This is a genomic window from Microbulbifer sp. ABF4_107 (assembly GCF_056312215.1).
This window is the reverse complement of sequence record NZ_CM149983.1, coordinates 1209190-1224010: the sequence shown is the minus strand read 5'-3', so window position 1 is coordinate 1224010 and position 14821 is coordinate 1209190. Positions and strand designations below refer to the sequence as shown.

The window sequence follows — 14821 nt, the reverse complement described above, 5'->3', positions numbered from 1 at the left end:
TGAAATTTATGATGCAACCGTTAAAAGGTATAACCGTTCTCGAATTCAGCCAGTACCTGGCAGGCCCCTACGCGGGCCTACGCCTGGCGGATCTCGGCGCGCGTGTGATAAAGGTAGAGCGTCCCGGCAGCGGAGACGCCTGTCGCAGTCTCGCCACCAAAGACCTGTGGGTGGATGGCGACAGCCTGCTTTTCCACACCATTAACCGCAACAAAGAGTCCTTTTGTGCGGACCTGAAAAACCCGAGCGACCTGAATGCAGTACGCGAATTGATCGCGCGGGCGGATGTGATGACCCACAACTTCCGCCCTGGCGTGATGGAAAAAATTGGCCTCGACTACACCAGTGTCAAAGCCCTTAACACGCAGATTATTTACGGAGAAGTCTCCGGTTACGGCAACGAAGGACCCTGGGTGCACAAACCCGGGCAGGACTTGCTCGCGCAGGCGGTTTCCGGCGTGGGCTGGCTCTCCGGTAATCACAGTGACGGCCCGGTACCCCTGGGCCTCGCCATTGCCGATATGCTGTGCGGAACGCACCTGGCACAGGGCATTCTCGCCGCCCTGGTGCGCCGGAAAAAACACGGTATCGGCGCCAAAGTGCAGGCGAGCCTGCTGGAGTCCATGGTGGATTTTCAGTTCGAAGGTCTCACCACCTACCTCAACAACGGCCGCCAACTGGCCAGCCGCAGCGAGATTGCCAATGCCCACGCATTCCTCGGCGCGCCCTACGGTATCTATCAAACGAGCGACCACTGGATTGCCATTTCCATGGGACCGCTCGGGCCACTGGCCGAAGCACTGCAGTGCCCGGCACTGAATAAAAGTGATAGCGAAGCCTTCAGCCAGCGGGATGCGATCAAAGCCGTACTGGCAAAACACCTGCGCACCCAAACCACCGGCCATTGGATGACACGCCTGAATGCCGCCGGCATCTGGGCATCGGAAGTGGTGGATTACGACCAGCTGCTCCACCACCCCGCCTTCAAGGCCGTGGCCATGGAGCTGCAGGTTTCCCGCCCCACCTCATCGGCTGACCACCACAGCTCACCGGGGAAAAGTGCGGTCACCGTAAACACCACCCGCTGCCCACTGCGGATCAACGGCCAGCGCTTTACCAGTGCTACAGCCGCCCCACGCCTGGGTGAAGATACCAATCACATTCGCGACACTTTGCTCGCGGGTTTATGCCAACGGGAGGCCGCACAATGAGCCAGTTCCAAAAACCGCTCGCCGGTATGCTGGTACTCGACTTCTCTCAATTTCTGTCTGGTCCTTCTGCGGCTTTGCGCCTGGCCGACCTGGGCGCACGGGTTATCAAAATCGAGCGCCCCGAGCGCGGCGAAGACGGGCGCAACCTGTACCTTTCCGACTGTATGCTGGAAGGGGAATCCACCCTGTTCCACGCCATCAACCGCGACAAGGAAAGCTACTGCCTCGACCTGAAAGATCCGGCCCAGCGCGACGCGCTAAACGCGCTGATCCGCAAAGCGGATATCCTGATCGTCAATTTCCGTCCCGGTGTCACGCAGCGACTGGAACTCGACTACGACCATGTAAAAGCCATAAACCCACGCATTATTTACGGTGAAATTACCGGCTACGGCGACACCGGCCCCTGGGCCGAACGTCCCGGACAGGATTTGCTGCTGCAGGCGCTCTCCGGCCTCACCTGGCTGTCCGGCAGCCGCGACGATGGCCCGGTAGCCATGGGTGTACCGGTTGCGGATATTTTTACCGGCGCGCAGCTGGTGCAGGGCATTCTCGCCGCCGCTTTCTCCCGGGAATTTACCGGTGAAGGCAGCCTGGTACAGATCAGCATGCTCGAAGCCATGCTGGATTTTCAGTTCGAGCCACTCACCATCGCCTTACAGGATTCTCAGCAGACCATCGAGCGGGCCGCCGTCAATGGCGCCCACGCACTGGTGGCCGGTGCCTACGGCTTTTACCAGACCAACGACGGCTATATCGCGCTCTCCATGGGCCGCGTAGAAGACCTTGCGCGACTGCTCGACTGCCCCGCACTACTGCCCTATTGCGAGCCGACCCTCGCCTTTGCCGAGCGGGACGCCATCAAACAGATTCTCGCCGATCACCTGCGGTCGCAGACCACCGCGCACTGGCTATCCCTGCTCGAGCCGGCGGATATCTGGTGTGCCGAGGTCCTCGACTGGAATCAACTGCTGGCACACGACGGTTTCAAATCCCTCGACATGCTGCAGTCCCTGCCCATGTCCGGCGAAAGCCAGTTGACCACCAGCCGCTGCCCCATTCGCATTGACGAACAGTGCCTGTGGGGAAGAACACCCGCGCCGAAACTGGGGCAACACCAGGGCGTCATTAATAACGAAATCAAAGATGAGAGATGAGAAGTGAAAAATGAGAGGAATCGGTCATGAATGAGCGCCATTCGCAATCGAATGTTTCGCTATCAAAGTCTACCCCCGGGGTGGCCCACATTACCTTGCAGCTAGCGCCAGCGAATGCCTATCACGAGTCATTCCTACGGGAAATCGGCATTGTCATTCGCACCCTGGAACAGGACGACAGCGTACGCGTGGTGGTGATCAACAGCGCGCTACCGAAATTTTTCTGTGCCGGTGCCGATATCAAAGTGTTTGAAAACAACAGCGTGCAGCAAAACCTCGCCCTGGTCGCCGCTGCCCGGGAGAACGCCAACGCCATCGAGAACAGCAGCAAGATTTATATTGCCGAAGTCGCCGGCCACTGCCTCGGTGGCGGTTTGGAAATTGCCATGGCCTGCGATTTTATTTTCGCGGCAGAAGGCAACTACCGCTTCGGCCTACCGGAAATCAAACTGGGACTAATCCCCGGCAATGGCGGCACTCAGCGCCTGGTGCGCCGGATCGGCCGCCGCGCCGCCATGGAGATCCTGCTTACCGGCGATACCTTCGGGCTCGCCCAGGCCCAGGAGCTGGGTTTACTGGACGGCGTCTACAGCGCGGAATCCCTGGCTGCCGGCACCGCCGAGTTTGCCGAAGAAATCGCCCGCGGTCCCGGACACGCCATCGCGGCCACCAAGCGTGCACTGCGTGAAGGCAGTTCCCTGCCGCTGGATCGCGGCCTCGCGCTAGAGGCGAAGCTGGCAGACTCTCTCTATGAAACCGCAGATGCGGTGGAGGGACTGAAAGCCTTCGTTGAAAAGCGAGCACCGGTATTCAATCAGTAGCTCCCGACCAGTAGCACCCAACCCACAGATTCGACCGAACAACAAACAAAATATGCGACGGAGAAGATGATGAGTACACAGATAGCGGAAACCGCTCAACAACATTACCAGTGTTATATCGACGGTGAATGGGTCGACAGTGATAGTAAGCTCCCAGTGGAAAATCCCGCGAACGGCAAAATATTTGCCAGTGTCCCGGACTGCACGCTGGCACAGGCTGACACCGCCCTCGCTTCCTCGCAGGCGGCGCTGCAGAGCTGGAAAATGCTCCCCGCCATCGCGCGCGGCCGCCACCTGTTCAACCTGATAGAAGCCCTCAAACCCAAGCGCGACCTGTTTGCCAAACTGCTGGTACTGGAGCAGGGTAAAACCCTGAACGAAGCCTACGGCGAGTTCGACGATACGCTCAATTACCTCACCTATTCTGCCGAAGCCGCCCGCCGCATCGAAGGCAATATCTTCCCGTCGGACAATGCCGGTGAGCAGCTGTGGATTCAAAAAGTCCCCTACGGCGTGACCGTCGGCCTGTGCGCGTTTAACTACCCACTGGCCCTGATCGGCCGCAAGGTAGGTCCGGCACTGGTGACCGGCAACACCATGATCGTAAAACCCCACGAGGCCACCCCGGTAACCGCCATGGAATTTGCAAAGGCGGTGGAAGAAGCGGGTATCCCCAAGGGCGTGATCAATATCATCAGCGGCAGCGGCATCGCTGTGGGTGAGCACCTGGTAAAAAGCCCCATCACCCAGCTGGTCACCCTCACCGGCAGCATCCGCGCCGGCCAGGCCATCTGCCGCGCGGTAGCGGAAAACGTCACCGCAGTCTCTCTGGAACTGGGGGGTAAGGCCTCGTTTATCGTGCTTGACGATGCGGATATCGACAAGGCGGTGGATGCGGTAGTGATCTCCCGCTACGCCAACTGCGGCCAGGTATGTATCTGTGCGGAACTGGTGTTGGTACACGAAAAGGTCGCGGAGGAATTTACCCGCAAAGTGCTGGAAAAAGTCAAAGAACTGACAGTAGGCAATCCCATGGACAACCCCAGCATGGGCCCATCGGTGACTGCCCAAGGCCTGGACCGGGTGGATTCCATCGTGCAGGAAACCATCAAAGCCGGTGCCACCCTCGCCTGCGGCGGCGCGCGCCCGCAAGGCCCCGAGTTTGAAAACGGCAACTGGTACCAGCCCACCGTGCTCACCGACGTGACCGCCGATATGGCCGCCGCGCGGGAAGAAATTTTCGGCCCGGTACTGCCGATCGTCAAAATTTCTTCGTTCGATGAAGCGGTAGAAATCACCAACCGCCGCAACGACGGTCTGAGCTGCTACCTGTGGAGCAACGATTACCGGGTAATCATGGACGGCATCAGCCGCCTGGAAGTGGGCACCGTGTTCGTGAACAAACAGATTGTCGGCTACATCCAGGGCTACCACTCCGGGCACAAGCGCAGTGGTATCGGTGGCGAGGATGGGATTTACGGTATCGAGGGCTATTTGCAGAAGCGTGCGGTGTATCTGAACTGCAATTGATTCCAGAAAATCACACGGGGGCATATGTCCCCGTTTTTCTATCCAAACTACAGCAATAACCAGACATAAAAATAAAGAGAGGAAACACCATGTCCAAGCATCACATCATGTTCGAATACCAGGGTGCCAGCGGTATCGAAACCTCCGATGCCCCGGCCTTTACCAGCCACGAAAATATGCCCGGTTGGAAAGCCCGTGCCGTGGAAGATGCCGGTATTTTCATGTTTCAGTTTGAAATCGAGCCGGGCGCGGTGGAGTACCCTATCCACACGTCAGATGAAGCCTGGCTTGCATTCGTGGCCAGCGGGCACGGCACGCTATACGCGGGCGACGCGGAAGAAAACCGTACCGAGGGCGTGCAGTATCAGGCGGGGGATTTTATTACCTTCAAGCCGAATACACCCCATGGGTGGCTTAATGGAATTGAGAAGTCTCATATTCTGATCGTTAAAGTAGCTTGACCCATGAATTTTCAACATCCGATCAGTTGTGGATAATATGAGCGTCTTTCAAAGCCTTAGGTCAGAAAAGCTGATATATGCCAAGTAAAAATAATGTCGCATCCATATCACAAGGAAGTTTTTCCGGGTTTTCCGCCTTTCATCTTCAAAATTCGATTGTGATTCTCACCATAGTTCCCGCACTAGGGGGAAAAATCGTGAGTATAAAAACTCGCGACCGTGAGTGGCTGTGGCAAAGCGACCGGAGCGTTTACAAAGCCGCCAAGCTCAACCACAGCTACACCCAGCAACACGACACCGGCGGCATTGATGAGTGCTTCCCAAGTGTGGATGCCTGTGAACTACCCCAGACGGTAGGCAGCAGGCCTGGCCGCCCACTGCCAGATCATGGCGAACTGTATGGCCGCAACTGGACCGAGCACGAATGCAGAACGGCAGACGATGGCTCAGCGATATTGCTGATGAAGCAGCAGTGCCAGTCACTGCCTGTGGTTTTCGAACGCCGCCTGACCGTCGCCCCGGACCGGGGAACAATCCGATTCGAATACTGCGTACGAAACAAGAGCGACAGCGCCGTCCCCTTTAGCTGGTGTTTGCACCCTGCTCTCGCCATTGCACCAGGAATGAAACTACGATTGCCGGAGAACCACCAACTTTACTGCTCCTACGCCAGCGACCATGCGCCACTGACCACCGGCGATCAGTTTAGCTGGCCACTAACCCCGAACGGTATCGATATGGCGATCATTCCAGACCCGGATACCGATAGCGGATACGCTGCAAAGTTACTTTCCCATCAGGACCTATCCGACTGCACCAGCGGTAATTCGCTGGCCATAGCCGGGCTGGAGAATCCGGCAACCGGTGAAGCGCTGCATTTTGTATTGCCACCGGCGGAAGTGCCCCATATCGCCCTGTGGCTCAACTACCGGGGCTGGGCCGGGGATGGCGGTGCGCCCTATTTCAATCTGGTACTGGAGCCGGCGATTGGCAACGCCGACAGCCTGCGGGAACTTCTGGACAGGGGGACGGCGCCGGCGATTCCACCCCACACTGCCCATAACTGGTCCTTTGAGATTCAAATGACCACGCCACATCTTTGTTAACAATATACAAATGACGGTACACTACCCCGATCATCCAGCATTGGGGTTTTCCATGTCTTACCACAACCATACCGGTGGCTGTCGCCGCTTATTCGCCACACTGCGCGTCCTTTCCGCGTTCGTCGCGCTGATCCTGGTTTCCGCCACGGCGCAGGCCGCACAAAAGCCCAATATTATTCTGATTCTGGCGGATGACGCGGGCTACGCAGATTTCAGTTTTCAAGGCAGTGAGGTATTCCAGACACCGAATATTGACCGCATCGCGGAGAATGGTGCCCGCTTTGAACAGGCCTACGTCAGCGCGGCGGTTTGTGGCCCGTCTCGCGCGGGATTGGTTACTGGTAAATACCAGCAGCGGTTTGGCTATGAAGAAAACAATGTGCCCGGATATATGAGTGCCAGCGGCACAACCGGGGACGATATGGGGTTACCGCTGGCTGAGAAAACTATCGCGGATCACCTGAAGCCACTGGGCTACCGCAGCACCATTCTGGGCAAATGGCACCTGGGCAATGCGGACCGCTATCACCCAATGAACCGGGGCTTCGATGAATTCTACGGCTTTCGCGGCGGTGCCCGCTCCTACTTTCCTTTTACTGAAAGCAATCCGAACCACCGCCGGGAAGATTTTCTCGAACGCGACTTTGGCGCCTACGGGGAAACACCAAAGTACTTTACTGACGCACTTGCCGATGAAGCGGTAGCCTTTGTAACCCGCAACAAAAACAATCCTTTCTTCCTGTACCTCTCCTTCACTGCCGTACACGCCCCCATGGACGCCCTGCCAGAAGACCTGGCAGCTTTTCCACAACTGAGCGGCAATCGCCAGAAGGTAGCGGCCATGACCCGCGCACTGGACCGTGGCGTGGGCAAACTACTGGATGCGCTGGACTCATACGGACTGACCGACAACACATTGATTGTCTTCACTAACGACAACGGCGGGCCCACGGACCAGAATGCATCCAACAATTTTCCACTGAGCGGCACCAAGGCCACACACCTGGAGGGTGGTATCCGCGTTCCATTTGTGATGCAGTGGCCCGGGCAAATTCCAGCAAAGCATACCTTTCCGGCCCCCATTAGCCTGCTGGATCTGTTACCGACATTCTACGCCGCCGCCGGTGGCCAGACTTCCACACTCGAGGGTATCGATGGTGTAAACCTGCTGCCCTTCGTCAGTGGCGAGGCAAGCGGAAAACCGCACCAATCGCTCTACTGGAAGAAGGAGAACCGCGCGGCAATTCGCGATGGTGACTGGAAGCTACTGCGCTTCCCCGATCGCCCTGCCGAACTGTATAACCTGGGGAAAGACGTTCGAGAACTCAACAACCTTGCTGGAGCACACCCGGACATAGTTGCTGCGCTGTACCGCAAGCTTTTCCAGTGGGAACTGCAACTGGAACGCCCCAGATGGCAGCTCAAACGCGAATATGAAGGACACGCCATGCAGCGGATGGACGAATACCGCAAGGCGAAAGTCCCTGAATCCGCTACTCAACAGTAATTGACAAAATGAATGTAAAAAAGCGGTGCTCAAAAAAAGCGCCGCTTTTTGTCGAGGTTTATTCCCGGATTATTGCACCACAATTGGCTCGCGTTCACGCGCCTGCTTTACACGCTCCTCATACAGCGCCTTGTAAAACGCCTGCCGACTCTTCTGGTACTCGGAGGCCTGTTGCAGCACGTTCTGTTGATTGCCAGCATTCCACTGATTCCACAACTCTGCCAGTTCTGCCTGACGCTGCGGAAATTGATCCACCCGATTTATCTGCTCATAGGGATCATTCCGCATATCAAAGTAGCTGCGCCCTACACCCGGCAGCGTCTGGTGCATATATTTCGCATCTTCCGTACGCACCGCCCAGGTATTCCCATCACCTTCCTCAAGGTGCCAGAACAATGCCTGGTGGGGTGAACCCTCTGCAGCACCGGTCAGGTAAGGTATCAGGTTCACGCCATCCAGTGGCTTTTCGGGTGCCGGAGTCTCCCCCAGAGCCATTGCAGTGGCGGCAATGTCCAGAGAGGAAACCAGCCCGGAAAATCGACCGGGCTCAAGTCTTTCCGGCCAGTGCAGAATAAATGGGACGTGAATGCCACCTTCCGTCAGGCTGACCTTGCCGCGGCGAAAGGGCGTGTTATCCGCCCAATCACTATCGGGCATCCAGTATTCCGGGTAGACCCCACCGTTATCCGACAGGAAAAAGATCAGGGTATTGTCAAATTTTCCGGATGCCTTAAGCGCGTCCATCACCATGCCGATGCCAGCGTCCATCTCATCGATCATCGCCGCGTAAATACGGCGTTCCGGATCCTCAATATTCCGGTATTTTTCGATGGTCTCTTCCGGCGCCTCCAGCGGTGAGTGCGGCGCATTGTATGACAGGAACAGGAAGAAAGGATCTGTACTTTCCCGCACAAACTCGGCGGCATCGCGACTCAGGGCCGTGGTCAGGTATTCGTTCAGCTCACCGGCGCCACCATTGCGCACCAGTGGCAGGTAGCCACCTTCGTTGGCCATATAATCGTTGACACCATCCACTGTTTCCAGAGAAATCTTGTTGGAAACCCCCTCCGGAAAATACGTGTGGCCGCCAGAAAGAAACCCGTAAAAGTGGTCGAAGCCGCGATTGTTCGGATGAAACGGAGGTGCCGCACCGAGGTGCCACTTACCAACCAGCCCGGTGTAGTACCCGGCTTCCTGCAGACGCTTGGCAAAGGTCTTCTCGCTGACGGGCAGCCCCATATAGTTGTCAAAAGGCGAATAGGTACTGTTGTTTTCCATCCCGAAACGCGCCTGGTGGCGACCGGTCAACAGACCGGCACGAGAGGGACCACAATAGGGGTGACTGACGTAGCCATTCTCGATTACCACCCCTTCACTCGCCAGCTGATCAAGATTCGGGGTCTTGATGTCTTTGGCTCCGGTAAAACCGGTATCCGCATAACCAAGATCATCGGCAAGTATCAACAGAATATTGGGTTTGTTTGCCCCGTCGCCGCCAGATCGCTCCTGGCTTGGAAACTTTTCCATCGCACTTGCCACCGTCTTTACGGATAGAAGTGCAACGGCGAGTACTATCGGAATCAATTTCATGATTTATGCACGCTCATTGCTCTGTTAAATAATTACCGCGGGTTCAGGCTGCCCCTTCACCGCATTGCGGTACACCAGGGTTACCCCGTTGGCGACCTTTGCACCGGGTTCATCCTCCAGTCCGACCGCGGCGGTGGTCACGTACAGATCGGTAAAATCATCGCCGCCGAATGCCGGACAGGTGGTGCGAATTATTGGGGCGCTGAGTGCGGAAGTGGCCTTGCCGGCGGGGGTGAAACACTGGGTACGGGCACCATCCCAAAGGGAGGACCACATATTCCCCTGCCCGTCCATTACCGCACCGTCCGGAATCAGACCTTTGTCACTCAAATCGAGAAAGACTTCGCGCTCTCCTGTGAGCCAGCCATCGGCTTCATTGAGTGGCACTCGATAAATCACACCCTTGGCCGAATCTGCGTAATAGCCGAGGTTGCGCGCGCGATCAAAACAGATCCCGTTCGGCACCGTCATACCGCTGTCCAGTTGGCGCAGCTCACCCTTGTACCAGCGGTACAGGTTGCCCTGGTTCGGCTCCCCTTCCTTGCCCATGGTGCCAATCCAGAAACCACCCCAGGGGTCGGCGCGGCCATCGTTACTGCGGTTGCCGGGAAGATCCGGTTCGAGTTCGCACAGCACCGATTTATCGCCGCTTTCCAGGCTCATCAGGTTGAGGCCGCTTTCACAGGCAACCAGAAGACGGTCCCGATCAATCCAGCCAATGGCCGAGGGCATTTCATCAAATTCCCAGACTTGCTCGCCATCGGCACCCTTGCCAAGCACCCGCTTGTTCAGCAGGTCCACCCAGTACAGATTTTTGCGTTCCGGATGCCACAGGGGACCTTCACCCAGGCTGCAGATACGCTGGTCGAAAACTTCCGCCTCATTGCTTCCGGCAGAATTCTGTGAATGCTCACTCACGCTCACTTCCTCGCGATTCGTTTTATCGTTCATTGTCGCGGTAGCCCGACTGTTCGTTAACAGCGATCTGGCCGCGGCGCTTAACGGCAGTGCGCCGAGGGCGCTGGACAGGATGCCCAGCACCAGCTTGCGACGGGTCAACCTATTCTTTCGACTTTCCAAATTCCATTCCTTTCGACTGACCAATCAACACTGACTTACTTGCCCTGTCTACGGTCCATTCCACTTACCAACACTCTCTGATTTACCGAGATGCCATTAAACGTCACCTCGGTGCCATCGCGCCAGCGCACATGAATATCTACCGGGTCACTACTCCGCCCCAGGCCAAAGTGGGCGATATCCAGCTGCCCCTGTGAGTGGGTTGCGCTGCCCGCGCCGATTCTTTGATAGCGACGCTGGGGGCTGGTTAGGGAAACCTCGGCACCCTTTGGATCGGTACCTTTGACTGAGTAGCCAACGCGCACCTGCAGGTAATTATTTTTAGCCGACGGAGATTTATGGGGATTCAGCCCATTTTCGAACAGATGCCAGCGCCCCTGATCGTCATCTCCACTGAGCAGGTCCAGGTCACCGTCCTGATCGAAATCAAACACCGCGCCCATGTCGCCGTGACCAGACTGGCCCAGAACGGTGCCGCCGTGACTGGATGCCTGCCGGAAAGAATCGCCATCGTGATTCAACAACAAAAGATCTTCTACCCGACGGTGCAATTCGCCGAAGCGGTACACAAAAAAGTCGGCGTAGCCGTTATTGTCGAGATCCCCGGTGGTCACGCCCCAGTTATTGTCGGCAGTTTGTGGGGGAAGACGGTCGCTGATGTCGGTAAAACCCCGGCCATCGTTGCGCAACAGGATATCGGCAACGCCCAGCGCCTGGGGCGTCCAGTCAGGCGCTATCTGCTTAACGCCATGTACACTGGCGCGGATATCCCAGGCGAGATCACCGTTTAACAGCCACTCCAGACGCCACTGGTAAGGGCCATTGCCTGTCGCCCGGGAATCCGGTTGCTCCACCACGCCGAGATGCCAGCCATTTTCGCTCAGTTCTGCGGGAAAGCCCTGCGCCTTCTCCGGAGACACGGTCACCAGGGATTTGCCCGCTGGGGTGGCCAGAGTTTCTCCATTCGCGCCGAGATGCACCGGCAGGGTAATTTCCTGTCCGCGCTGCCAATGGAAAAATTCATTGAGTTGCAGCGGCCCGTCACTGTAAAACGTAATTCCGTCGCGACTGCGATTACCTTCATCGCGCAGGTCCAGACGTCCACTGGCGGTATCAAATGACACCGCGTTGTTGGCGATCTGGTAATACGTTTTGCCGCGGGCCAGGTAATAATCCAGGTCGCCATCGTTGTCGATGTCGGCCTCGGCCACCGCCATCACATATTCCAGGTCTATACCCTTCGACAACCATTGCCCGGTGACATTTCGGAAGCCAAAGTCGCCATTGCCCGCCCACAGACTCAGTGGGGAGAAAGCGATCAGATCATCTGACCTGATCGCCGTTAAAATCCGTAATCAATACACGTTCGGCCTCCAGCTGCTCGAACGCCGGTGCGGGGCGATAGCGAAACTGATCCTCGCCAATATTTTCGAACAAGATATTCCGTGGTCCTGTTTCGCCGGGCAGCATGACCGCATTGATCTGCAATAGATCGAGATCTCCATCCAGATCCATATCGACCCAGCGCACCGAGCGCCCGCGGGCGCCCATATTTTCGATACCACTGCCGACGGTTATATCGCGAAAGTTACCCCTGTCGTTCTTCAGGATCCGCGGCGGTTGCGGGCTGGTGCCATTACCCCCGCCGAGCGCGACCGCCACATCCTGGTCACCATCCCCGTCATAGTCACCGGCCGCAATACCGTGTACGTCCCAGCGCATAAGCGGTGAATCGTGCTCGCGGTAGTGTCCATCAGCCCCGCCCCAGAATAGTTGTGCAGGCACCTTGTCGTGATTGCTCAGCAACAATTCATAACGACCATCACCGTTCAGATCCGCAACAGCAGGGCCGCCGTATTTCCAGGTCGGCTCGGTGTTCAGCCCGTGCTCTTCACTGACTTCCGTGAAATACACATCTGCCCAAGCACAACCGGAACCAATGAACGCAAGGGCTACAAGAGGCAGGCGCAAAGCCGGAAATCGCTTCATGATCAATTGGCCTCGCTGCTGGAACCTGCCGCTTTCCCGAAGCGCCGCTGGTAGAGGTTCTGGTTCACTTCCTTGACCGCTTCCACCAACGGCTCATAAGGGATGTCGGTAACAGATACAAAGCCCACGTTATAGTTTTCGCCATCGTAAGCACGGCCGGTCAGCGGGGAGTCGATGTACTGGAACCAGTGCGCGCCAACAAAGTACGGATTGTCGATCACGCTGTTCATGTACTCGGCGAATTTCTTGCCGCGATCGGCCTGGGAGCTGGCGTGGATCAGACCCGGGTTCAGCAGGCCGGAATCCAGTGCGCCATTGTGGAACTCACCAATAATGGAAGGGCGGTCGATTTCTTCCAGAAAATGCCAGAACTTATCGCTGACGCCTTCCTTGTAGTAGTTGTAACTCACCACATCCGCGTATTTCGCCGCAGCGCTGCGCACCTCCGGCGTCATTCCCCAGTCGGCAAAACGTGCGCCCAGATACATATGATTGGGCATATAGTGCTTGACGGCTTCCCGCACGATCTTGAAGTACTGACCGGTGTAATGCTCCAGCATGGTGGAGAAGTCTTCGACCATGGCATTGTTGAAGTCGGTCAGCGCCACACCGTTTGCAAAGCTGTCCCAATCCGCCAGCTGAATATTCCAGGCAGCATTCAGCTTGCCGATTTCGCCATACTTATCCTGCAGCAGTTCCACAAACTGCGCCTTGGTCGGGCTTTCATCCGCAGCGCGGCCCAGAGTATTGATCACAATGCCGTACTGGGAAGCGGTGGAACCCTCCTGCCCCCAGCTCTTTTCATTGTCCACAAATACACCCACGCACCAGGGGTTGTTGGCCACTTCCCTGGCAATCTGTTCGGCAGTGATATAGGCGCGCTCTTTGAACAGCGGGTCAAACGGATCCGGCAGCGGGCTCCAGTAATCATTGCCGCTGCTCACGGTTTTGAAATTGCCGATAATCCAGCCATTGGCAAAATACGGAATGCGATCCATCTGGTAGTAATCGGGATCAATCCAGTTACCGAAGGAAGTGAAACCCCAGCTGAGCATGCGATCAACGGTGGTTTCCCGCCACTTCGCCATCAATTGCTCTTCATCGGCAATGTCGTATTTGCGCTGTAAATTGGCCCGGTAAAAACTGAACGTCTCACCGTGCTCAACAGCACCGGTGTGCACTTCACGGCGGTAGCCAAAGTTTTGTCCCAGAGGCTCGTCGTACTCCGGCAGCCAGGTAAACATCTCCGCGCGTAGCGGTGAACTGATGTGGCGCGTCGGAATGGCCGCATCGGGCACCCGGTTAAGACCGAGAGAATCCTCTGGCGTCAGATCGCCGGGAGTGCGCTGGGGAACTTTGGACTTGTCAAAGTCGTACCCGGTAATGGTAGAGGTATTGGCCAGACGTACATTGGCAATGCCGGTGGAGAAAAACAGATGGCCCTCCGGATCTACCAAAGCCCATTTGCCATCGACTTTCTCAGTGCGGAAATAGCCGGTCGCCTCCAGCTGCGGCCCTTCTGCCCAGCCGCCGAAGCGGGAGCGGCCATCCATCGGCGTTTTGCGCAGCTGTGATTGCTCTTCTGCAGAGATTGCACGCAATTCCTCAAGGGATTCCATCTTGTTGGCGAAATCCAGCTTATCGTTCTGGCCAAACTCATCCACCAGCCCCTTGAGGTAGTCTTTATCCAGAGATTTGGGCTGAATCAACCGTACGTTGTCGATCACCAGGGTCTTGTCTTCAAGTACCCCGGTAACCGTAAAGGCGATGCTCTCAATCGCACTGACATCCAACTGCTTATCACCCCAGCGGTAGATCATGTCCTGAAACTCGGAGTCCCAGCCGGGTGGGTTGGAACGAATCCCGGTCTCCACCATCAGATCCGGCCCTTTCAACTCCATAAAATAGGTGCCGCTGGATTTCTCCGGCACCGCGAAGCTGCGATTGTGCGCCTTACCGTTTTTGTCCGTCGCGGTAACGTACAGGTGCACGGAAGAGGCCTTCGGATTGGCGATATCCAGGGCGAAGGCAAAATTTCCCAGACCGCTCCAGTCCCACGGCTGCTCAGGGGCGAAGGTAAGATTCGCCGAGTACTGGGTTTTGGTACGCAGCTGCACTTCCAGCGCCTTGCCAGTCTCCCCATCAATCATACGGGCATCCGCATTCTCAAGCTGTATTGCAGCCGGCACCTGCCCCTGTTCAAACGTCCACAGGGATTTGGCATCACCACCTTTCTCGGACGCTTGTGTATTTTCCGTAGCCGACTCTGTAGCGTTGGAACGGGCATCATCGCCACAACCACTGATCAGGGTTGCAAGAAAAACAGCGGCTGAAAGTTGTTTTATCGGGAAGTTCATAAATCGACTCAT

General features: G+C 56.7%; 12 protein-coding genes. 7 read left to right on the top strand and 5 right to left on the bottom strand.

The window, feature by feature from the left end; translation table 11 throughout:
- The first annotated feature begins 11 nt into the window (after positions 1-11).
- From ACYX4K_RS05040 to ACYX4K_RS05010, 7 genes are all read left to right on the top strand, one after another.
- The gene (locus ACYX4K_RS05040; RefSeq protein WP_475093206.1) at positions 12-1211 is read left to right on the top strand and encodes a CaiB/BaiF CoA transferase family protein; all 1200 of its coding nucleotides are present in this window, start codon (positions 12-14) and stop codon (positions 1209-1211) included.
- Entirely contained in the window at positions 1208-2368 is a 1161-nt protein-coding gene (locus tag ACYX4K_RS05035) for a CaiB/BaiF CoA transferase family protein (RefSeq protein WP_475093207.1), read from the top strand. Before ACYX4K_RS05040 ends, ACYX4K_RS05035 begins: the two co-directional genes overlap by 4 nt.
- A 26-nt stretch (positions 2369-2394) precedes the next feature.
- Positions 2395-3189 carry an enoyl-CoA hydratase/isomerase family protein gene (locus ACYX4K_RS05030; protein WP_475093208.1) on the top strand — a complete coding sequence of 265 codons (795 nt, stop codon included), beginning with the start codon at positions 2395-2397 and terminating at the stop codon, positions 3187-3189.
- Between the two features lie 69 nt (positions 3190-3258).
- Entirely contained in the window at positions 3259-4719 is a 1461-nt protein-coding gene (locus ACYX4K_RS05025; RefSeq protein ID WP_475093209.1) for an aldehyde dehydrogenase family protein, read from the top strand.
- Between the two features lie 89 nt (positions 4720-4808).
- On the top strand, positions 4809-5180 hold the full coding sequence (locus ACYX4K_RS05020) for a cupin domain-containing protein (RefSeq protein ID WP_475093210.1): 372 nt from the start codon (positions 4809-4811) through the stop codon (positions 5178-5180).
- Positions 5181-5257: 77 nt separating this feature from the next.
- On the top strand, positions 5258-6286 hold the full coding sequence (locus tag ACYX4K_RS05015) for an aldose epimerase family protein (RefSeq protein ID WP_475093211.1): 1029 nt from the start codon (positions 5258-5260) through the stop codon (positions 6284-6286).
- Positions 6287-6338: 52 nt separating this feature from the next.
- Positions 6339-7793: a sulfatase-like hydrolase/transferase gene (locus ACYX4K_RS05010; protein WP_475093212.1), complete on the top strand. Its 1455-nt coding sequence runs from the start codon at positions 6339-6341 to the stop codon at positions 7791-7793.
- 69 nt (positions 7794-7862) lie between these two features.
- On the opposite strand, the gene ACYX4K_RS05005 is transcribed toward ACYX4K_RS05010, so the two are convergent.
- The 5 genes from ACYX4K_RS05005 to ACYX4K_RS04985 form a co-directional block, all read right to left on the bottom strand.
- The gene (locus ACYX4K_RS05005) at positions 7863-9320 is read right to left on the bottom strand and encodes a sulfatase family protein (RefSeq protein ID WP_475093213.1); all 1458 of its coding nucleotides are present in this window, start codon (positions 9318-9320) and stop codon (positions 7863-7865) included.
- A gap of 87 nt (positions 9321-9407) precedes the next feature.
- Positions 9408-10463 (bottom strand): SMP-30/gluconolactonase/LRE family protein, encoded by a 1056-nt coding sequence (locus ACYX4K_RS05000; protein ID WP_475093214.1) that lies wholly within the window; start codon positions 10461-10463, stop codon positions 9408-9410.
- A gap of 35 nt (positions 10464-10498) precedes the next feature.
- Positions 10499-11710 carry an ASPIC/UnbV domain-containing protein gene (locus ACYX4K_RS04995; RefSeq protein WP_476178777.1) on the bottom strand — a complete coding sequence of 404 codons (1212 nt, stop codon included), beginning with the start codon at positions 11708-11710 and terminating at the stop codon, positions 10499-10501.
- Between the two features lie 76 nt (positions 11711-11786).
- Complete coding sequence (locus ACYX4K_RS04990; protein WP_476178776.1) at positions 11787-12452, bottom strand: FG-GAP-like repeat-containing protein; 666 nt, start codon at positions 12450-12452, stop codon at positions 11787-11789.
- Positions 12453-12454: 2 nt separating this feature from the next.
- Positions 12455-14809 (bottom strand): beta-galactosidase, encoded by a 2355-nt coding sequence (locus tag ACYX4K_RS04985; RefSeq protein WP_475093216.1) that lies wholly within the window; start codon positions 14807-14809, stop codon positions 12455-12457.
- Between the last annotated feature and the right edge of the window lie 12 nt (positions 14810-14821).

Bases quoted from the DNA above. Each gene is read 5' to 3' on its own strand.
- ACYX4K_RS04985 (WP_475093216.1), bottom strand. From the start codon at position 14,809: ATGAACTTCCCGATAAAACAACTTTCAGCCGCTGTTTTTCTTGCAACC.
- ACYX4K_RS05005 (WP_475093213.1), bottom strand. From the start codon at position 9,320: ATGGAAAAGTTTCCAAGCCAGGAGCGATCTGGCGGCGACGGGGCAAAC.
- ACYX4K_RS05020 (WP_475093210.1), top strand. From the start codon at position 4,809: ATGTCCAAGCATCACATCATGTTCGAATACCAGGGTGCCAGCGGTATC.
- ACYX4K_RS05040 (WP_475093206.1), top strand. From the start codon at position 12: ATGCAACCGTTAAAAGGTATAACCGTTCTCGAATTCAGCCAGTACCTG.
- ACYX4K_RS05010 (WP_475093212.1), top strand. From the start codon at position 6,339: ATGTCTTACCACAACCATACCGGTGGCTGTCGCCGCTTATTCGCCACA.
- ACYX4K_RS05015 (WP_475093211.1), top strand. From the start codon at position 5,258: ATGCCAAGTAAAAATAATGTCGCATCCATATCACAAGGAAGTTTTTCC.
- ACYX4K_RS05025 (WP_475093209.1), top strand. From the start codon at position 3,259: ATGAGTACACAGATAGCGGAAACCGCTCAACAACATTACCAGTGTTAT.
- ACYX4K_RS05030 (WP_475093208.1), top strand. From the start codon at position 2,395: ATGAATGAGCGCCATTCGCAATCGAATGTTTCGCTATCAAAGTCTACC.
- ACYX4K_RS05035 (WP_475093207.1), top strand. From the start codon at position 1,208: ATGAGCCAGTTCCAAAAACCGCTCGCCGGTATGCTGGTACTCGACTTC.
- ACYX4K_RS04990 (WP_476178776.1), bottom strand. From the start codon at position 12,452: ATGAAGCGATTTCCGGCTTTGCGCCTGCCTCTTGTAGCCCTTGCGTTC.